This is a genomic window from Bellilinea caldifistulae (assembly GCF_001306055.1).
Taxonomy (GTDB): Bacteria; Chloroflexota; Anaerolineae; order Anaerolineales; family Anaerolineaceae; genus Bellilinea; species Bellilinea caldifistulae.
This window is the reverse complement of record NZ_LGHJ01000010.1, coordinates 26983-50551: the sequence shown is the minus strand read 5'-3', so window position 1 is coordinate 50551 and position 23569 is coordinate 26983. Positions and strand designations below refer to the sequence as shown.

General features: G+C 54.4%; 19 protein-coding genes. 13 read left to right on the top strand and 6 right to left on the bottom strand.

Annotated elements, in window-relative coordinates; translation table 11 throughout:
- Positions 1–3: 3 nt before the first annotated feature.
- From selD to uvrC, 3 genes are read left to right on the top strand one after another with little or no spacing between them, the layout of a single operon-like run.
- A complete protein-coding gene (selD, locus tag AC812_RS03890) occupies positions 4–1074 on the top strand; it encodes a selenide, water dikinase SelD (RefSeq protein WP_082148980.1) in 1071 nt (356 codons plus the stop codon).
- Positions 1046–2710, top strand: a complete 1665-nt coding sequence (locus tag AC812_RS03885; protein ID WP_236839239.1) for a gamma-glutamyltransferase family protein — start codon at positions 1046–1048, stop codon at positions 2708–2710. Before selD ends, AC812_RS03885 begins: the two co-directional genes overlap by 29 nt.
- Before the next feature lie 17 nt (positions 2711–2727).
- Positions 2728–4593: an excinuclease ABC subunit UvrC gene (gene uvrC, locus AC812_RS03880; protein WP_061914528.1), complete on the top strand. Its 1866-nt coding sequence runs from the start codon at positions 2728–2730 to the stop codon at positions 4591–4593.
- 12 nt (positions 4594–4605) lie between these two features.
- On the opposite strand, the gene AC812_RS03875 is transcribed toward uvrC, so the two are convergent.
- Positions 4606–5634 carry a lysylphosphatidylglycerol synthase transmembrane domain-containing protein gene (locus tag AC812_RS03875; RefSeq protein WP_169787255.1) on the bottom strand — a complete coding sequence of 343 codons (1029 nt, stop codon included), beginning with the start codon at positions 5632–5634 and terminating at the stop codon, positions 4606–4608.
- Between the two features lie 155 nt (positions 5635–5789).
- Between AC812_RS03875 and AC812_RS03870 the strand changes: the two genes are divergently transcribed.
- The 5 genes from AC812_RS03870 (at position 5790) to AC812_RS03850 (ending at position 12323) form a co-directional block, all read left to right on the top strand.
- On the top strand, positions 5790–6632 hold the full coding sequence (locus AC812_RS03870; RefSeq protein ID WP_061914522.1) for a basic amino acid ABC transporter substrate-binding protein: 843 nt from the start codon (positions 5790–5792) through the stop codon (positions 6630–6632).
- Between the two features lie 123 nt (positions 6633–6755).
- On the top strand, positions 6756–7559 hold the full coding sequence (locus tag AC812_RS03865) for an amino acid ABC transporter permease (RefSeq protein WP_061914519.1): 804 nt from the start codon (positions 6756–6758) through the stop codon (positions 7557–7559).
- A 5-nt stretch (positions 7560–7564) separates the two neighbouring features.
- Positions 7565–8302, top strand: coding sequence for an amino acid ABC transporter ATP-binding protein (locus AC812_RS03860; protein WP_061914516.1), 738 nt, complete (start codon positions 7565–7567; stop codon positions 8300–8302).
- Between the two features lie 135 nt (positions 8303–8437).
- A complete protein-coding gene (locus AC812_RS03855) occupies positions 8438–11368 on the top strand; it encodes a hypothetical protein (RefSeq protein ID WP_145962526.1) in 2931 nt (976 codons plus the stop codon).
- A gap of 97 nt (positions 11369–11465) precedes the next feature.
- Positions 11466–12323 carry an MBL fold metallo-hydrolase gene (locus AC812_RS03850; protein WP_061914510.1) on the top strand — a complete coding sequence of 286 codons (858 nt, stop codon included), beginning with the start codon at positions 11466–11468 and terminating at the stop codon, positions 12321–12323.
- 3 nt (positions 12324–12326) lie between these two features.
- On the opposite strand, the gene AC812_RS03845 is transcribed toward AC812_RS03850, so the two are convergent.
- From AC812_RS03845 to AC812_RS03835, 3 genes are read right to left on the bottom strand one after another with little or no spacing between them, the layout of a single operon-like run.
- On the bottom strand, positions 12327–13067 hold the full coding sequence (locus AC812_RS03845) for a glycerol-3-phosphate acyltransferase (RefSeq protein ID WP_061914507.1): 741 nt from the start codon (positions 13065–13067) through the stop codon (positions 12327–12329).
- A 42-nt stretch (positions 13068–13109) separates the two neighbouring features.
- The gene (locus AC812_RS03840) at positions 13110–13520 is read right to left on the bottom strand and encodes a M67 family metallopeptidase (RefSeq protein WP_061914504.1); all 411 of its coding nucleotides are present in this window, start codon (positions 13518–13520) and stop codon (positions 13110–13112) included.
- Complete coding sequence (locus AC812_RS03835; RefSeq protein WP_061914501.1) at positions 13521–14336, bottom strand: DUF5656 family protein; 816 nt, start codon at positions 14334–14336, stop codon at positions 13521–13523.
- 84 nt (positions 14337–14420) lie between these two features.
- On the opposite strand from AC812_RS03835, the gene AC812_RS03830 reads away from it, so the two are divergent.
- From AC812_RS03830 to AC812_RS03820, 3 genes are all read left to right on the top strand, one after another.
- Positions 14421–15401, top strand: coding sequence for a hypothetical protein (locus tag AC812_RS03830; RefSeq protein ID WP_145962525.1), 981 nt, complete (start codon positions 14421–14423; stop codon positions 15399–15401).
- Between the two features lie 69 nt (positions 15402–15470).
- On the top strand, positions 15471–17393 hold the full coding sequence (gene gyrB, locus AC812_RS03825) for a DNA topoisomerase (ATP-hydrolyzing) subunit B (protein WP_082148977.1): 1923 nt from the start codon (positions 15471–15473) through the stop codon (positions 17391–17393).
- 38 nt (positions 17394–17431) lie between these two features.
- Entirely contained in the window at positions 17432–18535 is a 1104-nt protein-coding gene (locus AC812_RS03820; RefSeq protein WP_061914493.1) for an Ldh family oxidoreductase, read from the top strand.
- Positions 18536–18541: 6 nt separating this feature from the next.
- Here AC812_RS03820 and AC812_RS03815 read toward each other — a convergent pair whose 3' ends face one another.
- Positions 18542–20149 (bottom strand): glycoside hydrolase family 13 protein, encoded by a 1608-nt coding sequence (locus tag AC812_RS03815; protein WP_061914489.1) that lies wholly within the window; start codon positions 20147–20149, stop codon positions 18542–18544.
- Between the two features lie 37 nt (positions 20150–20186).
- Positions 20187–21038 carry an alpha/beta fold hydrolase gene (locus AC812_RS03810; RefSeq protein ID WP_061914486.1) on the bottom strand — a complete coding sequence of 284 codons (852 nt, stop codon included), beginning with the start codon at positions 21036–21038 and terminating at the stop codon, positions 20187–20189.
- Between the two features lie 209 nt (positions 21039–21247).
- On the opposite strand from AC812_RS03810, the gene nusA reads away from it, so the two are divergent.
- The gene (gene nusA / locus AC812_RS17080; RefSeq protein ID WP_082148976.1) at positions 21248–23188 is read left to right on the top strand and encodes a transcription termination factor NusA; all 1941 of its coding nucleotides are present in this window, start codon (positions 21248–21250) and stop codon (positions 23186–23188) included.
- A 30-nt stretch (positions 23189–23218) separates the two neighbouring features.
- Positions 23219–23518, top strand: a complete 300-nt coding sequence (rnpM, locus tag AC812_RS03800; protein WP_061914483.1) for an RNase P modulator RnpM — start codon at positions 23219–23221, stop codon at positions 23516–23518.
- The last annotated feature ends 51 nt before the right edge of the window (positions 23519–23569 follow it).

Sequence of the window (23569 nt, the reverse complement as noted above, 5' to 3'; positions counted from 1 at the left end):
CAGATGACCTCGCAACCCGCTAATCCGCCTTCTGGCAAACAAATCCGTCTGACGAGCCTGTCTTCCTGCGCTGGTTGAGCGTCGAAACTGCGCGCTGAGGCGCTGGCGCAGGTTCTGCGCCCGGTTCAGGATATTTTTCAGCCGGCGGATTTTCCCAATCTGCTGGTGGGTTTAGATTCACCCGATGATGCGGCGGTTTGGCGGGTTGATGATCAGCGCAGTCTGGTGCTGACCACCGATTTCTTCACACCGGTCGTAGATGACCCCTATGATTACGGGGCGATTGCCGCCGCCAATTCGCTTTCGGATATCTATGCCATGGGAGGTACACCCTTCCTTGCCCTCAACATCGCCGCTCTACCGCCCGACTTGCCGGCAGAAATTTCCAGTGAAATCATCCGCGGCGGGGCGGAAAAGGCTCGCGAGGCCGGCGTGGTGATTGCCGGCGGCCATACCATTCAGGATAAAGAACCGAAGTACGGACTGGCTGTTTTGGGTTGGGTTGACCACGCCCATCTGCTCACCAAAGGCGCCGTTCAACCGGGCGACAGGTTGGTGTTAACCAAACCACTCGGTTTTGGGGTGACCACCACCGCCCTCAAACGGCAGATTGCGGAAGCGGAAGATGTAGAGGAAGTGGTTAACTGGATGAAGAGACTGAATTCCGGCGCAGCTCAACTGGCGCACGAGTATGGCCTGCGCGCCGCAACCGATATTACCGGTTTCAGCCTGTTGGGGCATGGCCTGGAAATGGCACGCACCAGCGGCTGCGGATTACGTCTTCATTTTGAGGAGATTCCGTTCGTTTCCTGTGCGCGCAAGTATGGCGAAAAATGGACCTTCCCCGGTGGAGCAGCCGATAACCGCCTCTATTTCAGCGAGTGGGTGCGCTTCTCCCCGGCGCTGGATGAGGTCAGTCAAATGCTGTTGTTCGACCCGCAAACTTCCGGCGGTTTGCTGATGGCCGTACCGCCTGAAAAACTTAAGGATCTGCTGGAAAGTGCCGAACGGCTTCACCAACCGCTTTGGGTGATTGGAGAGGCCGTTGAAGGAACGGGCATTGAAGTTGTTTGAATTCACCGGTCTCAACGAATTAACCTTCAAATCCCGCCGCTCACCCGTCGTGGGTCGGCAGGGGATGTGTGCTTCTTCACAGCCGCTGGCGACCGCCGCCGGACTGGAAATCCTCAGACGAGGCGGCAATGCGGTGGATGCCGCGATTGCCATGGCAGCGGCCTTGAACGTAACCGAACCGGGTTCTACCGGTTTGGGCGGCGATTGTTTTGCATTGGTTTACGAAAGTCGCAGCCGTTCGGTGGTGGCCCTGAACGGCTCCGGCCGTGCTCCAGCCGCCCTGAACCTGGAGCGTTTACAGCGCGAGGGGTTGGGAGAGCATCTCCCGCCACTGCACCCCTACACCATCACCGTCCCGGGCGCCTGTGCCGGCTGGTGCGACCTGAACGAACGGTTCGGACGTCTGCCGCTTGCCATTCTTTTTGAACCGGCTGTCCGGCTGGCTGAAGAGGGCTTTCCTGTAGCGCCATTGACCGCTTATTACTGGCAGCGCGGCGCAGAAAAATGTCTCAATCTAGCCCTGAATGGCAAGGAATTGACGATTAACGGACGGGCACCCCGAGCCGGGGAGATTTTCCGCAACCCCGGCCTGGCTCGCACGCTTAAAGCTATTGCCGAAAATGGAAAAAAGGTTTTCTATGAGGGTGAAATTGGACGGGCAATCGTTGCCGCCGTGCAGCAGGCTGGCGGTTGCCTGAACGAAACCGATTTAGCCACCCATTACAGTACGTGGGAAAATCCGATTTCCATTGAATACCGTGGAATGCGGATTTGGGAATGTCCGCCCAACGGACAGGGACTGGCTGCCCTGCTGGCGTTGAACCTCCTTGCGGGTTTCGATCTCGCTTCCCTGCCGCCGCTCAGCGCTGACCGCCTTCACATACAAATTGAAGCCATGCGGCTTGCCTTTGCGGATGCCTTCCGCACCATAGCCGACCCCGCTTTTACCAGCATTCCCTTGGAAACCCTGCTCAGTGATGCATACGCCGACCAGCGTCGTAAACTCATCCATCCGCAGCGGGCTGCCGATAGTGTGCGGCACGGGTATCCACTTTCGACCAGCGACACCGTATATCTATGCGCAATTGATGGCGAAGGAAATGGCTGTTCTTTCATCAACAGTAATTACATGGGATTTGGCACCGGCATCGTCCCACACGGCTGGGGTTTTTCGCTTCAAAATCGCGGTCATAATTTCAGCTTAGACCCCACCCACCCAAATGCACTGGCGCCCGGCAAACGGCCCTACCACACCATCATTCCGGCGCTGGCTACCGATCCCAATGGTGAGCTTTTCGGAGTCTTTGGCGTGATGGGCGGTTTTATGCAGCCTCAGGGACATCTTCAGGTAGTTTCTGCCCTGCTGGATGACCATCTCGATCCGCAAGCTGCGCTCGATCGGCCGCGTTTTTGCATTCAAGCCGACCGCAGCCTGGCCGATGTGGCTTTGGAAGACGGCATACCGCCGCAAGTGCTTCAAGAACTGCAAAGCAGGGGGCATCGGGTTGAACAGGTTGGCGGGCTGGGGCGCGCTCTGTTTGGCAGAGGCCAGATCATTTTGCGGGATGGCGATTCGGGGGTTTTATGGGGCGGCAGCGACCCGCGTGCGGATGGTTGCGCAATGCCGCTTGGCTGAAGTAAAATATAGAACAAATGGTTGAATTGAACGCCCACCTTCAGGGAGTTTTAGACACCCTGCCGACCAAGCCCGGCTGCTACCTGATGAAGGATGCCGAGGGACAGGTGATTTATGTCGGCAAGGCAATCAATCTGCGCAACCGCGTGCGCTCTTACTTCCACAGCGGACAGGATCAGGATCTCAAAACCCGCCAGCTGGTTCAGCGCATCCGCGATATTGAGTGGATTGTGGTTGGCTCCGAACTGGAAGCCCTGATCCTTGAGATGAATCTGATCAAAAAATATCGGCCGCGCTACAACATCCGCCTTAAAGATGATAAGCGTTACCCCTACATCAAGGTACACTGGGCCGATCCTTTTCCAAAAGTAACCGTCACCCGTCAAATGGTGCGGGATGGATCCCGCTATTTTGGACCCTACACCAGTGTCTGGGCTGTGCATCAAACCCTGGATGTGCTGCGGCGAATTTTCCCTTACCTGACCTGCGACCGGGTCATTACCGGTAAGGACGAGCGCCCCTGCCTGTACTATGACATCAAACTGTGCAGCGGGCCGTGCATCGGTGCGATCAGTCAGACATCCTACCGTCAAATGATCAGCGACCTGTGTGAATTTCTGGAAGGTCGCACTGCCCCAATTGTCGAGCGTCTGCGCAGCGAGATGGAACAGGCCGCCGAAGAACTCCATTTCGAACGGGCGGCTGCCCTGCGAGATCAGATTTTTGCCATTGAACGCGTGGTGGAAAAACAGAAAGTCATCAACAACGAGCAAATCGACTCGGATGTGATTGCAATTGCCCGCGATAATGGGGAAGCCTGCGTTCAGGTGTTCTTCATTCGTCAAGGAAAGTTGATCGGCCGCGAGTATTTCATCCTCGAAGGGGCGATGGGCGAGCCTGACAAAGAGGTCATCGAGGAATTCATCAAACAGTTTTATTCCGAAGCTGCCAGCATTCCCCAGCAAGTTTTACTGCCTCAAGAAGTAGAAGAAGCCCAAATTATCAGCCAGTGGCTTCATAACCGGCGCGGCGGTGAAAAGGTTGAATTGATTGTTCCGCGCAACGGGCCGCCCCAGGAATTGCTGCAAATGGCCACCGAAAATGCCGTGGAGACCTTGCGGGCACTAAAAGCTCAGTGGGAAGCCGATACCAACCGCCAATCCCAAGCGCTGGCCGAATTGCAGGAAGCCCTCGGACTACCAGAGCCGCCCAATCGCATCGAATGTTACGACATCTCCAACACACAGGGAACGGCAGCCGTGGGCAGCATGGTGGTCTTTGAACAGGGCATTCCTCGTAAGTCGCTTTACCGCCGCTTCAACATTCAAACAGTCAGCGGGCCGGATGATTTTGCCAGCATGGAGGAGGTGCTCACCCGCCGTTTCCGGCGCTATCTATCTGCTCAACAGGAACGTGAAGCCCCCGGTAGTAAACTGGACCCGGCTTTTGCCTTCCTGCCGGATTTGTTGATAGTAGATGGCGGCAAAGGGCAGCTTTCCCGGGCGGTAGCCGTCCTGCAATCTTTTGAATTGGAAGATAGAGTTACGGTCGTTGGTCTGGCTAAACAGCAGGAGGAAATCTTTCGACCCGGCCAAAAAGAATCGCTCTTACTGCCGCGTCACTCGCAGGCTTTGTTTCTGATTCAACGTATTCGGGATGAAGCCCACCGCTTTGCGATTACCGCCCATCGCAACCGACGCGGTAAAGCCGGGCTGGCTTCGCGGCTGGATGCCGTTCCCGGCATCGGTCCGGCGCGGCGAAAAGCCCTTCTGCAAAAATTCGGCAGCATCGAAGCCATTCAGCAGGCTAGCCTGGAAGAATTGATGAGCGTCAAGGGCATTAATGAAGAAACCGCCCTGGCATTGAAAACCATGCTGGATTGAAATCAAAGCGGATTACTCCACCTCTGCAACCCGATTGGCGGGCAAGGCTGGTTCTTCCTGTAAATTGAGCAGACGGGTGGAAAATGCCCAGGTAATCAGGCCAAGAGTCACCCCAAACCACAGCGTGGCCAGACGGATGATCACCGTTGCGGCTGAGGCGATAGCCGGTGCCGCTCCACCGACCAGAACCAGCATACCGGCTATCGAGGCTTCCGAAGCGCCCAAACCGCCCGGCAATGCGGATACTGCCCCAACCACCGTTGAAAAAGCCAGTATGAAAACCGCATTCGAAAAAGTGTCCAGATTGGCGGGCATCCCTAATCCGGTCAGGATGAAATAAAAACCAATTCCCTCGCCAAACCACGAAATCGTTCCCAATCCCACCCCCATCAGGGCTGCTTGTGGACGAAAGAGGACGAAACTGCCCTCATAAAACTCGCGCAGTGCCGGTACGGCCTTGCCGATCAGCGGCAAACGCTCGGCGAAAGCTAAAATTCCCAATGCCAGCGGTCGAATTTGAGAAATGATAATCCCTGCCAGCAGAATACCAAAAATCACGCCAAATGCCGGCCAGTATTGAGGATGCGCGATTACCCCCAGAACTGAGAGCATTAACACCGCCAGACCGTCACTGACCCGCTCCGCAACAATCAGCGAAACGCCGCGCGCCACCGGCAGGCCGGTCTGCTGCTCCAGCCAGATGCCTTTGAAAATCTCTCCAACCTTGCCGGGAGTTACCGCCAGCGGAAATCCCGCCACAAAAATTTGCAGACTACGCCGCCAGTTGAACTCCCGCACCCCAACCTGATGCAGATAATACTGCCATTTCAGAAAACGCAGGGTGTAATTAAAGAGCGTAAACAACAACGCCAGCGGAAAAATCCGCCAGTCGAAGGCCTGTAAAAGCGCACCGACCTCCCGCACATCTCCCAGCAGCGTCAGGACAACCATGACCACAATCCCCAACAACAAACCGGGTACCATTTTCCGGACGACCGAGGATTTACTGGTTGAAAGGTTTGGACTCGTTTTACCGGACATGCCCCCGATTATACCTGAACAATTCATCAATCAGCAGGGGCAGCAGAGCCAAATCAGGGGCATGGTATAATAAAAAAGTAATTGATGGCGATTGTGTGAGTCAAAAACACGCTCAAGCCAAGATCCCCACATCAACAATTTGCAGGAGGAGAAACGTGAAACGCTCAGTTTATTTGATTCTGTCCGCATTGTTTCTGGCTGCTCTGGTGCTAGGCGCCTGCCAGCCATCACCCACCCCCACCCCTGCTCCGCAGGAAGGGTATCCGGTCGAGCAGCCACCCCAGCCAACTGCCCCGCCGCAACAGGAAGCCTATCCCGCCCCATCCACGGCAACGATCCGGGTAGCGACCGACGCTACTTTCCCACCCTTTGAGATTGTGGATGAGGCTACCAAGGAATTGACCGGCTTTGATGTAGAGTTGATGAAGGCTATTGCCGAAAAAGCCGGCTTCCAACTCGAATGGAGCAACCTGCCGTTTGATTCGGTGCTGGCCGGGCTGGCGCAGTGCCAGTTTGATCTGGCAATTGCTGCCATTACCATCACCGATGATCGCAAGCAGCAAATGCTCTTTTCCGATCCCTACATCAACGCCGGTCAGATTGTGGTCATCCGTAAAGGGGATGAAACCATCAAATCCAAAGACGATTTGGCAGGCAAGACCGTCGCCGCTCAACTGGGAACAACCGGCGAAATTGAAGCCCGCAAGATTGCCAATGTCAACTACAAACCGTATGACACCTATGATCTGGCCTTCCTCGATCTGGCGAACGGTCAGGTGGATGCCGTGATAGCGGACTACCCCACTGCCCTCGGATTCATTGGTCAAAATCCGGAAAAATTGACCACCGTCGGCGAAGTCTTCACCGATGAATCCTACGGAATCGCGATCTGCAAGAACCGTGAAGACCTGATTGCGCCAATCAACGCAGCCCTGGCTCAGCTCAAAAACGAAGGGGTTATTTCCGAACTTGAAATGAAGTGGCTGGTGGGTGAATAGCCCCCATCTATGGTGAAATTGATCGGCACGGGCAGATGGCAGGATTTTTCACAACCGCCGCTGCCCGTGCTTTGTTGAACTCCCCCATGAAATTGGATTCGTTTTTCGAGGAGATACCCCAGCATGCAAACGGCTAACCCCTCCCAGGCAAGCCCAAACGCACGCAAAACCAGCATAGACCAGTGGTGGCTGCTGGTATTTGCCGTCATCGCTTTAATTGTGATTCTGGTCATCGCTCAACCCAATCCGTATCAGCGTATTCTCATTTTTGTTCAAGATGGGGTGTGGGTCACCCTGCGAACAACGATGATTTCTTTCGTGCTGGTGCTAATTCTGGGACTGGTGGTCGCACTGGCGCGCTTATCGAAATTATGGTTATTGCGCGGCATTTTCACCATTTATGTGGAAATCATTCGCGGCATTCCGGTGCTGGTACAGCTGCTCTTCTGGTATTTCGCCTTCCCTCCCATTATTCAAAATTTGGGAACTTCCCTGAACAGTCCGGCGTTAATCAACTACAAAGCCGACCCAAATTTTATGGCAATCCTCGGTTTGACCATCTGTTATGCTGCCTACATGAGCGAAGTGTACCGGGCCGGCATTCAGAGCATTCCCAAAGGTCAGATGGAAGCCGCCCGCAGTTTGGGAATGACCTACTTTCAAGCCATGCGTTACGTCATACTTCCGCAAGCCATCCGCGTCATCCTGCCGCCGGTTGGAAATGAATTCATCACCCTGCTGAAGGACACCTCCCTGATCAGCGTGGTTGCCGTCTCCGACCTCACCCGCCGTGGACGTGAATTCATGGCATCCAATTTCATCCCGATTCAGCCGTGGATCATGGTATCTTTACTTTATCTGGTGATGACCCTTATTTCGGCGCGGGTTGTTCACTACATTGAACAAAAAACCAAAATCGAGAGGTAAGCCTGATGACCTCTGAACCCATCATCCACATTGAAAATGTTCACAAACGCTTTGGGAATGTCCACGCCTTGCGCGGCGTCAATCTGGATGTGTACAAAGGCGAAGTGATCGTGATCATCGGCCCTTCGGGGTCGGGGAAATCCACCTTGCTGCGCTGCATTAACCGGCTGGAAGAATTCGACGAAGGCAGGATTGTGGTGGACGGCATTCCTCTGGATACAGCCGCCAACATCAACGCCGTCCGCACAGAGGTGGGCATGGTTTTCCAGCAGTTCAACCTCTTTCCGCATCTGACGGTGTTGGAAAATATCCTGCTGGCTCAGCGGATTGTGCGCAAGCGCAGCAAAGAGGAAGCCACCCGCATTGCGCTGGACTTGTTGCACAAAGTCGGCATCCCCGATAAAGCCCACAACTACCCGATTCAGTTATCGGGCGGACAGCAGCAACGGGTGGCAATTGCCCGTGCGCTGGCGATGAACCCGAAAATCATGCTGTTTGATGAACCCACCAGCGCGCTTGATCCGGAGATGATTCAAGAAGTACTGGATGTCATGCTTGCCCTGGCGCGTGAGGGCATGACCATGGTGGTCGTCTCCCATGAGATGGGCTTTGCGCGTGCTGCCGCTCACCGCGCCATCTTGATGGATGATGGCCAGATTGTCGAGGAAGCCCCGCCGGATGTTTTGTTCTCCAATCCCAAACAAGAACGCACCAAAGCCTTTTTGAGTAAAGTCCTTCACTGAGGCCGCAGAGGTAATTTCCAAAAATACCTCCATGAAAAATCTCACGTTGATGGTTTGATTTTTGTACAATGGGAACGGTATAATCAAAACAATTCAACCCCGCCCAGCCGATTATCCTTTTTTTCAAGGCATTTGATGAACATCTTTTTCAACCCCGACTCGCCCTTCCAGCAGACCCATCCGCGTGGTTTCGTCGTGCGCTACCTGCTGGTTGCAGTCGCCTTTTTGTTCATCGTCAGCCTGCCGCAATCAACCCGCGCCCAATCCATTCAATCCACCAGTTTAACTCTGCAAGCACCGGCCGCCTGTCCGCCGGCTGGTTGTGCCGCCGGGCAGACCCTCAATGTGCGCGCTTCCTTTGACCTGACCGCCTACCTGCCTCCACCAGATACCAACGTACAAGTCTGCCTTTATACGCCGATTAACTGGTCGGCTGCAGACTTACGCATCGGGTTGACCGGTGGTGTCACCGGCAGCCCCTATCAGAGCAGTATCACCAACTGTACCATTGCCCCGGCAGGTTACACGCTGCTGGGGGGAGCCCAGGCGACCTTAGATGCCGGCGCATTTGGCGACTGGCTGGATTTTTCCTTTCGGATTGGCAGCACGGCAACTACCAGCGGCTCTGTGTTGGTGCGGGCATTGGAGCGGACGACGGGGGGCTGGCAGCAAACCAGTCAGGCGTTTTTGGGCATCAGTGTCACCGCCACCGCCGATGTGATTTATGTAGCCAACGATGCGGCTGCTTGCGGGGCCAGCTCACCCTGTTACATTAATTCCGGGGAAGATTTGCCCACCGGACTTGGCACCGGATTGAAGGACGCTATTGACTCCCACCCATTGCCGGCCCAGCCTGCAACCATTTTGATAACCGGCAATTACCTGATCAAGAACAATGCGGTGCTGGTGGACAAGCCCCACACGATTCAAGGGGTGAATGACGCTCAAATCACCTATCTCGGAGCAACCTGCACCCAGCCAATGCTTCGGATCAGCGCCGGAGCTACCTTGCGGGACTTGAACATCAACGATGGCACTTGTACCAGTACCAGCCGTACCCTTGTCCAGGTTGAAAGCCCCCAAACCGTCTCTTTGATTTCCAATGATCTGACCGGTGGTCAGGATGCGGTCAGAATTCTGGACAACAACGGCGATGTGATTCTTCAATTCAACCACATCACTGCCAATGCCGGTTACGCCGTTTGGCGGCAGGCCGGCACCGGCAGCGGCACCGTTCAAGCGGGTGCCAACAACTTTTACGCCAATCGCAGCGGATTTCAAGTAGAGTGCAGTACCAAAGGCCAGGTGGATCATAATTTCTGGGGCTTTGGGGTTGACCCGCTCACGGCCATTTCCCAATGTACGTTTACCGCCGGTAAACAACTGGGTGCGCCGGCCTTGCCACGCAGCAATGCCCCGGGTGTAAGCGCGGAAAAAGTGACCGTCACTTCTGCAAAAACATACACCAGCAATGGCAAAGTTGCATTTCAACACGCCCCAAGCGACAGTGATTTTGCCCTCTTCGTGGTCAATCACGGTTCTGGAAGCCCGGACAATGTGCCCTTCACTGGCGGTATGCCGGGCAGCCTGACCGCCTGCTCGAATTATTACGACATTTTTCTTTCCAGCGATGTGATCACGCCACCCACTTTGGTGGATTTGTTCTTCCGCTATGATTCCACCAGCGGCTGTACGGCTACCGTGGAAAGCACTGCTTATTGCGGCAGCGGCAACCCGGCTTTGATTCCGCTGTGGTGGTACGATCCAATCGGCAATGTGACGGATGGTTGGGATACCACCGGTCAAAACCCGGCTGGCAGCGGTGCGGGCGGAGCAACAGGTCAAACGACTCTTTGTGACCCCATCCTCAAAGAAATTCAAGTTTCAATTGACGGCAGCGGCCGGCCGAACAGCAGTAATGATTTGAACTTCACCCCGTTTGTGGTTGGTTTACTGCCGCTGCCTTCCAGCGTCATTTTCAGCCAGTTCACGGCGATAGCCGGAGATACTCAGGCGGCCATCCAGTGGACAACCGTCAGCGAAGTGAACACCACCGGTTTTTACCTGCTGCGCAGTCAGAGTGAAAGCGGTGGCTTCAGCCGGGTCAGTCCCTTTATTGCGCGGCGCGGCTCCGGCATTGGTGGAGCATTTTATGAAGTTGTGGATAGTGGTTTGACCAACGGTACCACCTATTATTACCGGTTGGAAATTATCAGCACTACCCAGGAATCCTCCTTCAGCGGTGTGATCAGTGTAATACCGCAGCAAGTCACCCCTACCCCGACAGCCACATCCACTCCCACCGCCACATCCACTTCTACCCCTACCCCGACAGCCACGTCCACTCCCACCGCCACATCATCCCCCACACCCACCGGGACGGGTACTCAATTCACTGCCAGCCCAACACTTTCGCCAACCGCAACCCTGACCTTTACTCCCACCATCACCCTGACCGGCACCATCACCCCCACCCGCACGATAACCTTTACCCTCATTCCCACCCGCACGCGCACCCGTACACCGGTCATCTACCCGACGGTGGTGTACCGCTCCCCCACCTTGCCGCCTACCCGCACCCGCTTCCCAACCCGCACCTTCACTCCTTTTGGCGGCACGCCGGGCACCACCACCCCCACCCTGGAAGGCTACCCCGCACCGTTAGGCACCGGCAGCATAACCCCCAACCGAAGCCTGACCCCACAATCCACTCCACCCCCACAAGATGGTTACCCGATCGGTGAAGGCACGCCCACCCTTCCAGCCGGGGAAGGTTACCCGCCTCCCGAACCCAACCCGACCCAGTCCACCGCCATAGGGGAAACACTCACACCTCAAACTACATCCTCCCCTGTGACCGCCACTGCCACCGGTTCCACCACCTTACCGCCATCCGAAGGCACCAGACCACCCTTCGCGTCATCCTGGGCACGAAAGTACTGGCCATATTTTGCAGGGGCTTTGCTCGCCGAGATTTTGATTCTTGTGGCGGCAGGTATTTACCTTTACCGCAAAGGACTGTTGCGCTTCCCATTGATCCACAAGAAGAATCAGGGTGAGCAGTAAACCTTCATTCCATTGCCGCGGGAATTTTGACATTTGATCTTTTTTATGCTATTCTTTGCACCTGTAACACCCATCCAATTCAACACTTGGAGCAGGTATGCAGCGCGAGCGCATCTCCGAAAATGTTTACTGGTTTCAAAGTGAAATCTACGCTCAGGTCACAGCGGGGGCAATAACCGGACCTCAATGGGCTGTGGTGATTGACACATTGGCAATTCCCGAGGAAACACTTGCCATGCGTTCGTTTATTGAAGAAACCCTCGGTGTACCGGTGCGTTACATCATCAACACCCACCATCATGCCGATCACACCTGGGGCAATTGTTTCTTCCCGGGCGCAACCGTAATTTCTCACACCCTCTGCCGCGAATTGATGGAATTGCGCGGCCCGGCATCCCTGGAATCTGCCCGGCGACAAAACCCTGCCTTCAAACAGGTTAAACTGGTTTATCCGCACCTCACATTCGAAGGCGGTGACCTTTCTTTGCGGATTGGTAAAAAGAATCTGATCCTTACCCACACCCCCGGTCACAGCCGCGACGGCATCTCAGTGCTGGTGGAGGAAGACCGTGTTTTGTTCGCCGGTGATGCCTTCCTGCCTTTGCCCTATGTGGTGGATGGTGATCCGGATGTACTCAGTGAAACGATTCGCCGGATCGGAAAAATGGGGTTGGAAAACATCATTCAGGGCCACGGCGACATCATCCTGCGCGGAGAAATTGACGACGCCGTCCAGGAAAACCTCAATTATCTCAATAACGTGCGAAAAGCCGTCCGCGCCGCCGTCCGGCGAAAAAATCCACTGGAAGTACTTGCAACGATTGATATTGAATCCTGTGGCAAGAGCCGCGTCTATCTCGGCGGCCTCGCCGAGGAATTGCACAAACGCAATGTGCGCTTTCTTTTCAAGCAAATCGCCGCAGAGGAAGGGGTTGTCATCACCCCGGCCGATTAAGGTCTAAAGTCCTTTTCGGGCGTGTTCCTGTTTTGGACGGTTCGCTTTGAGCGAGCCGTTTTCATTATTTTCGCTTTGCTGAGCTTTGCGTTTTTGCAAATAAGCCCGCAGACCAACCGCCCGTTCTGTGCCGTTGCGTAACCGCTCAATATTGGGACGTAGTGACCAGATCACCGCCGCCAATGCGCCCACCCCAAAGGCAACATATTCCCACGGGGAAAGACCTTGCAATGCCCGCACCAGAAAGATGATCGTTGCAAAGAAGGCAATGCTCATTGTTGTGACGGAAGCATAGCCAATTCCCACATACACCAGTACGCCTAACGGGAAGATGATCAAGGCTGCCGGCGGGAAAAGTGCCAGCGTAGCCCCAAAAGCCGGCGCGCCGCCTGCCCCACCGCGCAATCGAATACCGCCCTTCGCGCGCGATTCGATCAGAAATACGGAATAATTGTGACCGAGAATCGCCAGTAAGCCGGCCGCTGCCCGCACCCAAATCTGCTCCGGAAACACATACGCTGCCAGCCAAACCGCCGCCGAACCTTTAAGGACATCGAAAATGGCCGTAAAAAGCCCCGCCAGAAAACCAGCGGCTCGCATGGCGTTGGTACCGCCTGTCCGGCCGCTTTCAATCTGACGCAAGTCTTTACCGCGGGCAATCCAGACAATCACCAGTCCAAACGGCACCGAGCCGATGATATACGCCCCCAACAATACCAGTCCTGTGGTCAACCATCCTTCCATCACTCTTCCTCCAGCGTTTATAACCCGCAACCCTTTATCAGGTTACGATTCTAACAAGATTAAGCCAATTTCGCGATACCCGGCAGCCTCAATCATGAATCCTCGGACGCCCCAGCGCTGTTCATCCACTGGTGACCAGATCAGCACGGCAGTGCCGGGGTAGGCAAACTCCTGAACATCGCTTTCCGATGGATGTAACGGCCCCATCGGATGAGAGTGAAATGTGGCAATCATTTCCATTTGATTTTCTTCCAGCCAATCAAAAGCTCTTAACATTTCAACCGGGTTCATGTAGAAACGAACCGGACTGTGAGCCTGATTGGTGATGGGAATGACCACCTCTACCTGATCGCCCCTCCCGCCCAGCATTCCGCAGGCTTCTTCGGGCAGGTTCTGAAAAATGTGGTCTTGCATTTGTTGGAAATGGTGAGCGCGCAATTTTAAATTTTTCAATTAAACCCTCACAAGCAGGGAAACCCCAACCAGTAAAACCGCCATAACCAGCGGTTCAACCCACACAAAACGTAATCCCCGGCCTTCTTCTAAACCGGCTGCCAGACTGGTGAGCCCATAAGCGGCTGCCAGTAAAAGCAAACCAAACCGCAACGGCGTAAGTGGCAGGTAATGCAACCCAACCGCCAGCTGGCTGACCACCAGCGTGATCCCTGCTGCCCATGCCGGATACCACCTTCCACCGCTACGCAAATAAAGAGAACGCAGACTGATCAGGAAAAGGGTTGGTGCAAGCGTCAAAATCAGCGTGTAAAGCCGTAAACCGGCTGCATGTACACTCACCGCCAGCACCAGATATAAGGCAAATGAAACAGCCGTCAGGCCGATCGAAGCCGGTGCGTGGCGAATATCCTGCGTATCCACCACAATGTATTCGGCCAGCACAACCATGAGGAAAAGCACACCGCCCAGCGTAAAAACCACCCACCACTCCACTCCAACTTGCAGGGTGGTCAGTGGCACACCAATCGCCCATGCCGTCAGAGCCGGCAGCAACCAGTGCGGTAAACGGACTTTGCCCTCCAGATGAGGATGAGTTTGAATCAACCAGTCGGTGCCAGCTGCGGCAATGAGGGAAACCAGAATGGCCACCAGGGTGGAAAAATTCAGGCGCATCTCGAAGAAAAACCCGGGCAGTTGCAAACTAACCAGGCGTTCCGGCAGAGAAACAAAGGGAGTCAGGGCATACCCCAGCAGAATGACGGCTGCCACCACGCTCAGCCGGTCGGCATCGGGTAAGTGACGGTGGGATTGCATAATTTGATTTTACCGCCGACGGGCAATCCCTGCCAGAGAGGATGAGTATGGTAAAATAAACCTTGTATGGCATCAGAAGCAGATATGAATTTAATCACCCCGCCTCGCCTGATACCAGCCCTCAGCGCGGGGTTCAATACCGTTGCCGGCAAAGTTTATTTGATAATTTTACCGGTGTTGCTGGATGTGTTTTTGTGGCTCGGTCCGCAATTCCGCATTGACCGGTTGTTCACTCCTTTGTTGACCGAATACGCCAATACCATCAGCCGTTTTGCATCGGCGGAAATTGCCCAACAGGTCAACGACCTCACCGCGCTCTGGATTGAAAGCCTGAAGACTTATAATCTTGCCAGCGCATTACAGACTTTTCCAATCGGTCTGCCGAGCCTGATGGCAAACCGCATGAGCGACTTAACGCCGTTTGGTCAGCCCGCCGTGTTAGAGATCAACTCCTTCTCTTCCGCATTTGGCTGGTGGGTTCTCTTTCTCGTCATCGGTTTCCTGATGGGCTGTCTCTTCCTGAATACACTGGCGCGTTCCTCCGGCGAAACCCCCATTAAGTTTGAATTCAAAGCTTTCCTGGTGCAATCGGGATTATGCGCTGTTTTTATTCTGACAATCCTTTTCGCGGTCTTTCTGATCAGTCTGCCCGCTTCGGCGATCGTCTCCCTGCTGGCAATGATCAATGCCAGTTTAGGCAGTATTGCTCTGTTGGCGGTTCTGTTCTTACTGATCTGGCTCTTTATTCCATTGATTTTCACGCCGCATAGCATTTTTCTCGGTCAGCGCAACCTGCTGGTTTCCGCATTGACCAGCGTCCGTCTGGTGCGCAATCATCTGACCGGCAGCAGTCTTTTTCTGGTTGCTGCAATTTTGATTGCTCAGGGCATGGATATTCTATGGAAAATCCCGCCCACCAGTTCGTGGTTGACCCTGGTCGGTATTTTGGGACATGCGTTTATTTACACCAGTTTGCTAACCGCCAGTTTTATCTATTTTCGGAGCGGTTTGCGCTGGTTGATGGAATTAATCAAACAGCAAAGTGCAAGAATGGTGCAGGCATAACCACTCAAATCCTTCCCTCCGCAGATTCAGGGGGAAGGTCAAGGTGTTAAGTTCTTTGGAGGATTATCCGTGGCTCAATCAAAAGACCTCTCATCCTATGGCGCAAAAGACATTCAGGTGCTGGAAGGCCTTGAAGCCGTCCGCCGCCGTCCGGGTATGTACGTTGGCGGTACCGACCTCAAAGCCCTTCATCATCTGGTTTATGAAGTAGTAGACAACTCAATTGACGAAGCCCTGGCTGGATTCTGCAATCGGATCATTGTGACCATTCACCCCGATAGTTCGGTGACCGTCGAGGACAATGGCCGGGGTATCCCGGTAGATATTCACCCCGAAAAGAAAAAATCGGCGCTGGAAGTGGTCATGACCACTCTCCACGCCGGCGGCAAGTTCAGCCATTCCAGTTATAAAGTTTCCGGCGGTCTGCACGGTGTGGGTGTTTCGGCAGTCAACGCTCTCTCGGAATGGTGCGAGGTGGTCGTTTGTCGGGATGGGCAAAAGTATTTCCAACGCTACGAGCGCGGCATCCCCCAGGAGGCAGTCAAGGTAATTGGCAAATGTGAGCCAAACCGCACCGGAACAATAACCACTTTCAAATTTGATCGCGAAATTTTCAAAGACGATGTGGATTATAAATTCGAGACCCTCAGCCAGCGTTTCCGCGAGATGGCTTTCGTCACCCGCAAGGTCTTGATACGATTGGTGGATGAGCGCAGCAACCGCGAGACAACCTTTTTCTTCGAGGGCGGCATCATTTCTTTCGTGCGATACCTCAACCGCAACCGCACCACGCTCCACCCGGTCTTTTTTGTCGAAAAAGAAGTGGATAATATCGGCATTGAAGTTGCTGTCCAGTATACCGATGCCTACGCCGAGTCGGTTTATTCATTTGCCAATACCATAAACACCATAGATGGCGGTACGCACATGACCGGTTTACGCACTGCCATCACCCGCGTGATCAACGACTACGCCCGCCGCAACAGCCTGCTGAAAGACGCCGACCCCAACTTCACCGGTGATGACACGCGCGAGGGCATGACCGCCATCGTCAGCATCAAGCACCCGGACCCGCAGTTTGAAAGCCAGACCAAGGTCAAGCTGATGAATCCGGAAGTCCAGACTTATGTCCAGCAAGTCGTTGGGGAGGCATTTTACGCCTTTCTGGAAGAAAATCCCTCCGCGGCGCGCGCCATCGTTCAAAAATGTCTCACCTCGGCTCGCGCCCGGGATGCAGCCCGCAAAGCGCGCGATCTGGTCATCCGCAAATCAGCCCTGGAAAGCCTGACCCTGCCCGGCAAACTGGCCGACTGCTCCGAGCGCGACCCCAACAAGACCGAGCTGTACATCGTTGAGGGTGAAAGCGCAGGTGGTTCAGCCAAGCAGGGACGCGACCGTCACTTTCAGGCCATTTTGCCGCTGCGCGGTAAAATCCTCAACACCGAACGCGCCCGTCTGGATAAAATCCTTTCCAATAATGAAGTCAAAGCCCTCATCTCCGCCTTGGGCACCGGCATTGGGGAAAACTTCGATTTATCCGGGCTGCGCTACGGCCGGGTCATTATCATGACCGACGCCGATGTAGACGGCAGCCACATCCGCACCCTGCTGTTAACCTTCTTCTTCCGCTATATGCAGCCGCTCATCGAAGCTGGCCACCTCTACATTGCCCAACCGCCGCTTTACCGCATCGCCTATAAAAATCAGGTCAGGTACGTCTATACCGAAGCCGAAAAAGACAAGGTACTAAAGGAATTGGGGGTTTCGGCGGATAAGGTTTCCATCCAGCGTTACAAGGGTTTGGGCGAAATGAACCCTCAACAATTGTGGGAAACCACCATGAACCCCGCCAACCGCACCCTCCTCTCCGTCAGCATTGAAGATGCCGCGGCTGCTGACCGTACCTTTGACATGCTGATGGGCGAAGCCGTCCCTCCCCGCACCCGCTTCATCACCACGCATGCCCGTAATGTCCGTAATCTGGACGTGTGATTGCAAATCAAATTTCGCCAAATTGGAGGAGTCCGATCATGCCGCTTGCTCAATTATTCCGTGTTGAAGACCTGAGAAACTACATCATCCGCTTCTTCACCCGTTTGAATGTCACCGAAGAACACGCCCGCATCGCAGCAGACGTGTTGATTTCAGCCGATTTACGCGGGGTCAGTTCTCACGGCATCATCCGCCTGCACAGTTATTACGGCAGCCGCATCCTCAAAGGGCTGATTGATCCGGCTTCCCCCTACCAGATCGTCCGCGAAACCCCCACCACCCTCCTGGTGGATGGTGGCAACGGTTTGGGCATGGTGGTCGGTTACCACACCATGCAGCGCGTCATCCAAAAAGCCGGGGAAAACGGTGTTGCGCTGGCTTCGGTACGCAACAGCAATCATTACGGAATTGCCGGCTATTACGCCATGATGGCCTTGCCGCATGACATGATCGGGATTTCCTTCACCAACGCCCAGCCGCTGGTGGCTCCCACTTATGGACGCACCCGTATCCTCGGCACCAACCCAATTGCAGTGGCAGCCCCCGCCTTGCACGAACGACCTTACGTACTGGACATGGCAACCAGCATTGTCCCCATCGGCAAGATCACGGTGTACGACAAAGCCGGCGAAAAAATCCCCGAAGGCTGGGGAATTGACCAAAACGGCCAGGTGACCACCGATCCGAAAGCCGTGCTGCAAGGCGGTGCCTTACTGCCGTTAGGCGGTACCGACATCATGCGCGGTTATAAAGGTTACGGTTTAGCCTTGTGGGTGGATATCTTCTCCGGGGTACTTTCCGGTGCAGCCACCGGGCCATTTGTGGGCTCGGTCGGTAAAGATCAACCCGCCAATGTCGGGCATTTCTTTGCCGCCATCCGCATTGACGCCTTCCGCGACCCGCAGGAATTCAAAGCCGACCTGGATCGCCTGATTCAAACCCTAAAAAATGCCCCCAAAGCCGAAGGGCAGGAACGCATCTACATTCACGGCGAAAAAGAGTTTGAGCTGGAGGCTTTGAACCGTCAGAGAGGCATTCCCCTGCTGGTTGAAGTGGTAAAAGGCTTACGCGAAGCCGGCGAGCAGGTCGGTGTGCCGTTCGATCTAGAAGTGTTGGGAGAAACCACAGGCGAAGAAGAATAAAGCCAATCAGGCTTCTTGCAGCAGAATCAAGACTTCGTGGCCTTCCAGCGGAAGCAACAAACCGTCCTTCAACGGCGGCAAATGGTCGCGTCGGTTGGACAAAAGCAATTTCCAACTTGCGCGCCGCACCATGCCGCCCAACGCCAGGCGTACCGGGCGTTTACCAAAATTGAGCGCAACCAGAATGGTTTGGTCGGCATTTTGACGCAGGTAAGCCAGTAACCGCTGGGGTTCAAACGTCAGAGGCTGGAAGAAACCATTTCTCAACACCGGGTATTCCTTGCGCAGCTGAATCAACTTGCGGTAAAAGTGGTACAGGGAATCCGGTTGATTTTGCTGAGCTGAGACATTGCGTTGCCGGTAATTGGCGTGGACGGGCAACCACGGTTTTCCGGTGCTAAAACCGGCATTGGGGCTGTCATTCCACTGCATCGGCGAACGACACCCATCGCGCCCTTTATAAAGCGGCCAAAAACGCTTACCCACTGGATCTTGTACCATTTCACGAGTGATGGGAATGTCACGCATCCCAATTTCCTCACCGTAGTAAAGAAAAGGCGTCCCATGTTGGGTCAGGAGCAGGGCGGCTGCCACTTGCAGGCGGTTGTCATCCTCACCCTGGCCGTAACGAGTAGCTGATCGCGGGTTGTCGTGATTATTCAGCACGTAGGTTGGCCAGCCCTCCTGCTGCAAGGCCTGCTCCCAATCCTGAATCGCCTTCAAAAAGCGTGCCGGCTTCCATGGGGAATGCAGGAAGGTAAAATCGAAGGTGGTGTGCAGCAAGCCAGCAGCGCAGTAAGATGCTGCTTTCTGGGGGGTAGAAAGGAAGGTTTCCCCGACGGCAAACCGCTCCGGATATGAATCGAGGATGGCGCGAATCTCCCGTAGCAGGGGAAACATCTCCGGCTGATCACAATCGTAAATGTGCTTTTGGCGGTCAAAACCGCGTAAACCCACCGCCGGCGGATTATCCGGAAAATCAGGATGCTTGAAATACATATTGAAAACATCCAGCCGGTAGCCATCCACCCCGCGGTCGCACCAAAAACGGAATACATCCAGCAGCGCCTTGCGCACTGGCGGGTTTCGCCAGTTGACATCCGGTTGTTCTTTGTAAAACATGTGATAGTAGTACTGGCCGGTTTGAGCATCCCATTCCCATGCACTTCCGCCAAAAATGGATTGCCAGTTATTGGGAGGGCCGCCATCCGCAGCCGGATCACGCCACAGGTAATAATCCCGAAAGGGATTATCCCGGCTGCTGCGCGACTGAATAAACCAGGGATGCTGATCCGAGGTGTGATTCAGCACCAAATCCAAAACAATCCGAATGCCGCGCCGATGCGCCTCATCAACCAGCGCATCAAAATCAGCCAGCGTCCCGAATTTCGGATCAATATCGAGATAATTACTGACGTCATAGCCAAAGTCCACATCCGGCGATGGATTAATCGGCGAAAGCCAGATAGCATCCACCCCCAATTCCGCCAGATAATCCAGACGGCTGCGGATGCCGTTCAAATCACCAATTCCATCACCATTGCTATCCGCAAAGGAACGCGGATAAATCTGATAAATGACCCCATCTCGCCACCAAAGATACTGATTGTCCATTTTATTATCCTGTTCTTTTTTGGAATGGTCGGATTGATCAGGAAGTTTGCAGAAAATCCAGCAAAATCCGATTAAACTCATCCGGTTTTTCGCGCTGCGGCCAGTGCCCGCAAGCCGGTATGACCTCCAGCCGCGAACCGGGGAGCCTGGCGTGGGCTTCTCGAGCACACTCCACCGGCACCAAACGGTCATTTTCCCCATGTATGAATAACGTTTCAGCCTGAATTTCCTTCAAGCGATCCAGATAACAGGTACGCACACCGTCGCGAAGAACTTCATGACGCTGAAAAGAACGAAAGGCCATGCCTGCCCGGGGACGTCGGATCTCTTCATACACCTCGTTGATCAGATCATCGGACAGGGCATTTGGGTCATACATGATTTGCTGTAAGGACGCACGGGTTAAAGCCCGGTTGCGTCCCAGCAACCACCACGAAAAGCGGTTCAGCCACTCCATCCGTACCAGGTAATATCCCCATAATCCGCCCGGGTATTTGCGCTGGATACCGTAACTATCCACCGGCACCAGCCGGTTGACTCGCTGGGGGTGTGCCAATGCAAAACCGATAGCAATTCCGCCACCCATCGAAATTCCTGCCAGCGTTGGCCGCTCCACATCCAATTGATCCAGCAGCCGTCTTACGAAGTCAATGTAGTAATCCAGTGTGTAATCAATTTGTGGAGTATCACTCTTACCGTAACCGGGCAGGTCGGGAGCAATCACCCGAAAGCGAGTGGAAAGCGCCAGAATGACCGGCTGCCAGGAAAGCCAGGCCGAATCAAGACCACCGCCATGCAATAATACAATTGTTTCACCCTCCTCACCGGCAGTATAGAGGTGAATGTTCAAATGATCAACTTTGACCCAGGTATCTTCGATGATTGTCATGGATCCCTCCCGTGTGTAATTTAAGGATACCCGAGAGAATGGTAATTTGTCAAAAGTTTTAATCGAATCATTAAGTAAAATTTCTTGCCTGTTAACAAAACCTGTGATAAAATCAAAGTCGCAAGGCAAAAGAAAGAGGACCGCATCGAAAAGTGGGCAACCCCCACTTTTCTGCTTAGTAACCGCAACTATCTGGAGAAAGTTGAAGCATGAAGAACGAATTTACCCTGGCGTTCAATGAAGTCCTGGAAGAAAAACAACTTCCAAAAGAAGTGATTCTCAAAGCGCTCGAATCGGCGATGGTTTCGGCATACCGCCGTGCGGTGAATGCTTCCAACGCCCAACATGTCGAAGCCAAAATAGACATTGAAACCGGTAAAGTAACCATCTTTGCCGAAAAAGAAATCGTCGAGGAAGTGGAAGACCCGCGCACCGAGGTAAGCCTTGAAGAAGCCCGTAAAATTGACCCAAATGCGCAGCTGGGCGGCATGATTGTTGTCGAGACCACCCCGCGCGATTTTGGGCGTGTGGCTGCACAAACCGCCCGGCAGGTGATTCAGCAGCGTATCCGCGACGCCGAACGTCAGGCACAGTTGAATTATTACCAGAAACAACTGGGCGAAATTGTCAGTGGCGTGGTGCAGGCCGTCAGCGCGCAAGGGCTGACCATTGGTCTGGAAATGAAAGCCGAAGGCACCATGCCTCGCAAAGAAATGATCCCCGGCGAGCGTTTCCGCATTCACGACCGCGTGCGCGCCCTGGTGGCCGAAGTCAAGGACAACAACCGCGGCCCACAGATCATCCTTTCGCGCACTCACCGCAATTTTCTGCGCCGACTGCTGGAAAACGAAGTCCCCGAAATTTACCACGGCGTCGTTGAGATTCGCTCGATTGCCCGTGAACCGGGTGAACGCGCTAAAGTTGCTGTTTCGGCTACCCAAAGCGGCATTGACCCCGTGGGAGCCTGTGTCGGCATCCGCGGTGTGCGTATCCAGGCCATCGTCCGTGAACTGCACGATGAAAAAATTGACGTCATTGAATGGAATCCCGACCCGGCCGTTTTCATCGCCAAAGCCATCAGCCCGGCCCGCGTCAGCGGGGTTTACCTCAACGAGCAGCAATCCAGCGGCAAAACGGCTACCGTCGTCGTGCCCGAAGACCAGTTAAGTCTGGCAATTGGGCGAGATGGACAAAATGCCCGGCTGGCTGCCAAATTGACCGGCTGGCGCATTGATATCAAAAGCCTGCCCGAAGCCGCTGCCGATGCTCTCTACAAACTGCAAAAAGACGAAAGCCTTGCCGAACTGGCCGCTCAGGAAGCCGAGACGATGCGCAAGGTGGAAGATATGCTTGCCCGCAAAGCAGAAGGACGTCCCTTGCAGCCGGAAGAATACGATTTGATGGCGCGCTTTGTTGACCGGGTAGAACGCCGCATGACCCGCCGTCCCGAGGCCGAAAAGGTCAGCGAAGACCTGTTTTCACAGGCCAAAGCGCAGGTGCCCGCCGACTCCTTCAACATCAACATTCTGGACAGCGGTTTACCGGAGCATGTTGCCTACATCCTGCAGGAAGCCGGCTACAGCACGGTTGGGGAAATGGCTGTTCAGATGAAGATTGCGCCGGATGAGATCCTGCGTTTGAACGGCATTGGCCCGCGTGCCATGCAAGAAATCCACAAACTCATGGAAAAACTGGACGCCCAAATGGAAGCCGAGAAGGCCGCACAGGCAACCGTTGAAGAAGCGCCGCAGCCGTTGCCGGAAACCATCGAACCTGCCGAAGAGATCGTAACCATCGCAGAAAGTGCCCCGCAACCTCTTGCGGAGGTGGAGCCGTTCATCGAGGCAATTGAACCAGAATTGGAAGTCGAGGCTGCCAGGGCAGAAACCGAAACTGAATCCAGGTTTGAAGAAACCACCGAGGAAGAAGAACCGTCCTTTGAACAGATCTTCGACCTGAAATTGACACCCGTGGATGAAGCCCTCTTTGAGGATGAGGAAGAAAGCGAAGGAATTTCCACCCGCAAAGAGAAGAAAAAGGGTAAAAAGAAAAAGAAACACACCCAGATTGAGTATGACCCCGACCGCGATACAATCATCATCCGTAAAAAGCACCGCCGCGGAGATGGTGGTTGGGATTGGGATGAATAAAACGGTGCAGATTAAATTAGAGTAGGAAAGGTGGCCAGGAAACCAGTCCAACGAACGAAACACATTCCCCAGCGCACTTGTGTGGGCTGCCGTCAGGTGATGGCAAAAAGAGCGCTTATTCGGATCGTCCGTACCCCGCAAGGCGTGCAGATTGACCCTACGGGGAAACTTGCCGGTCGAGGCGCGTACGTCCACGAGGATCGCCAATGTTGGGAGCGCGCTCTGAAAGGAGCTCTTGCCCACGCCTTAAAAACCGAGTTGACCGAACAGGAACGGGTCTTTCTTACCGAATACATGCAATCCCTGCCGGAAGAATACCATGTAGCCTGATCCCGTATCCTGTTTTAGAGGAAAGAGCAAAACAGAAGGCTGATGTAAGGC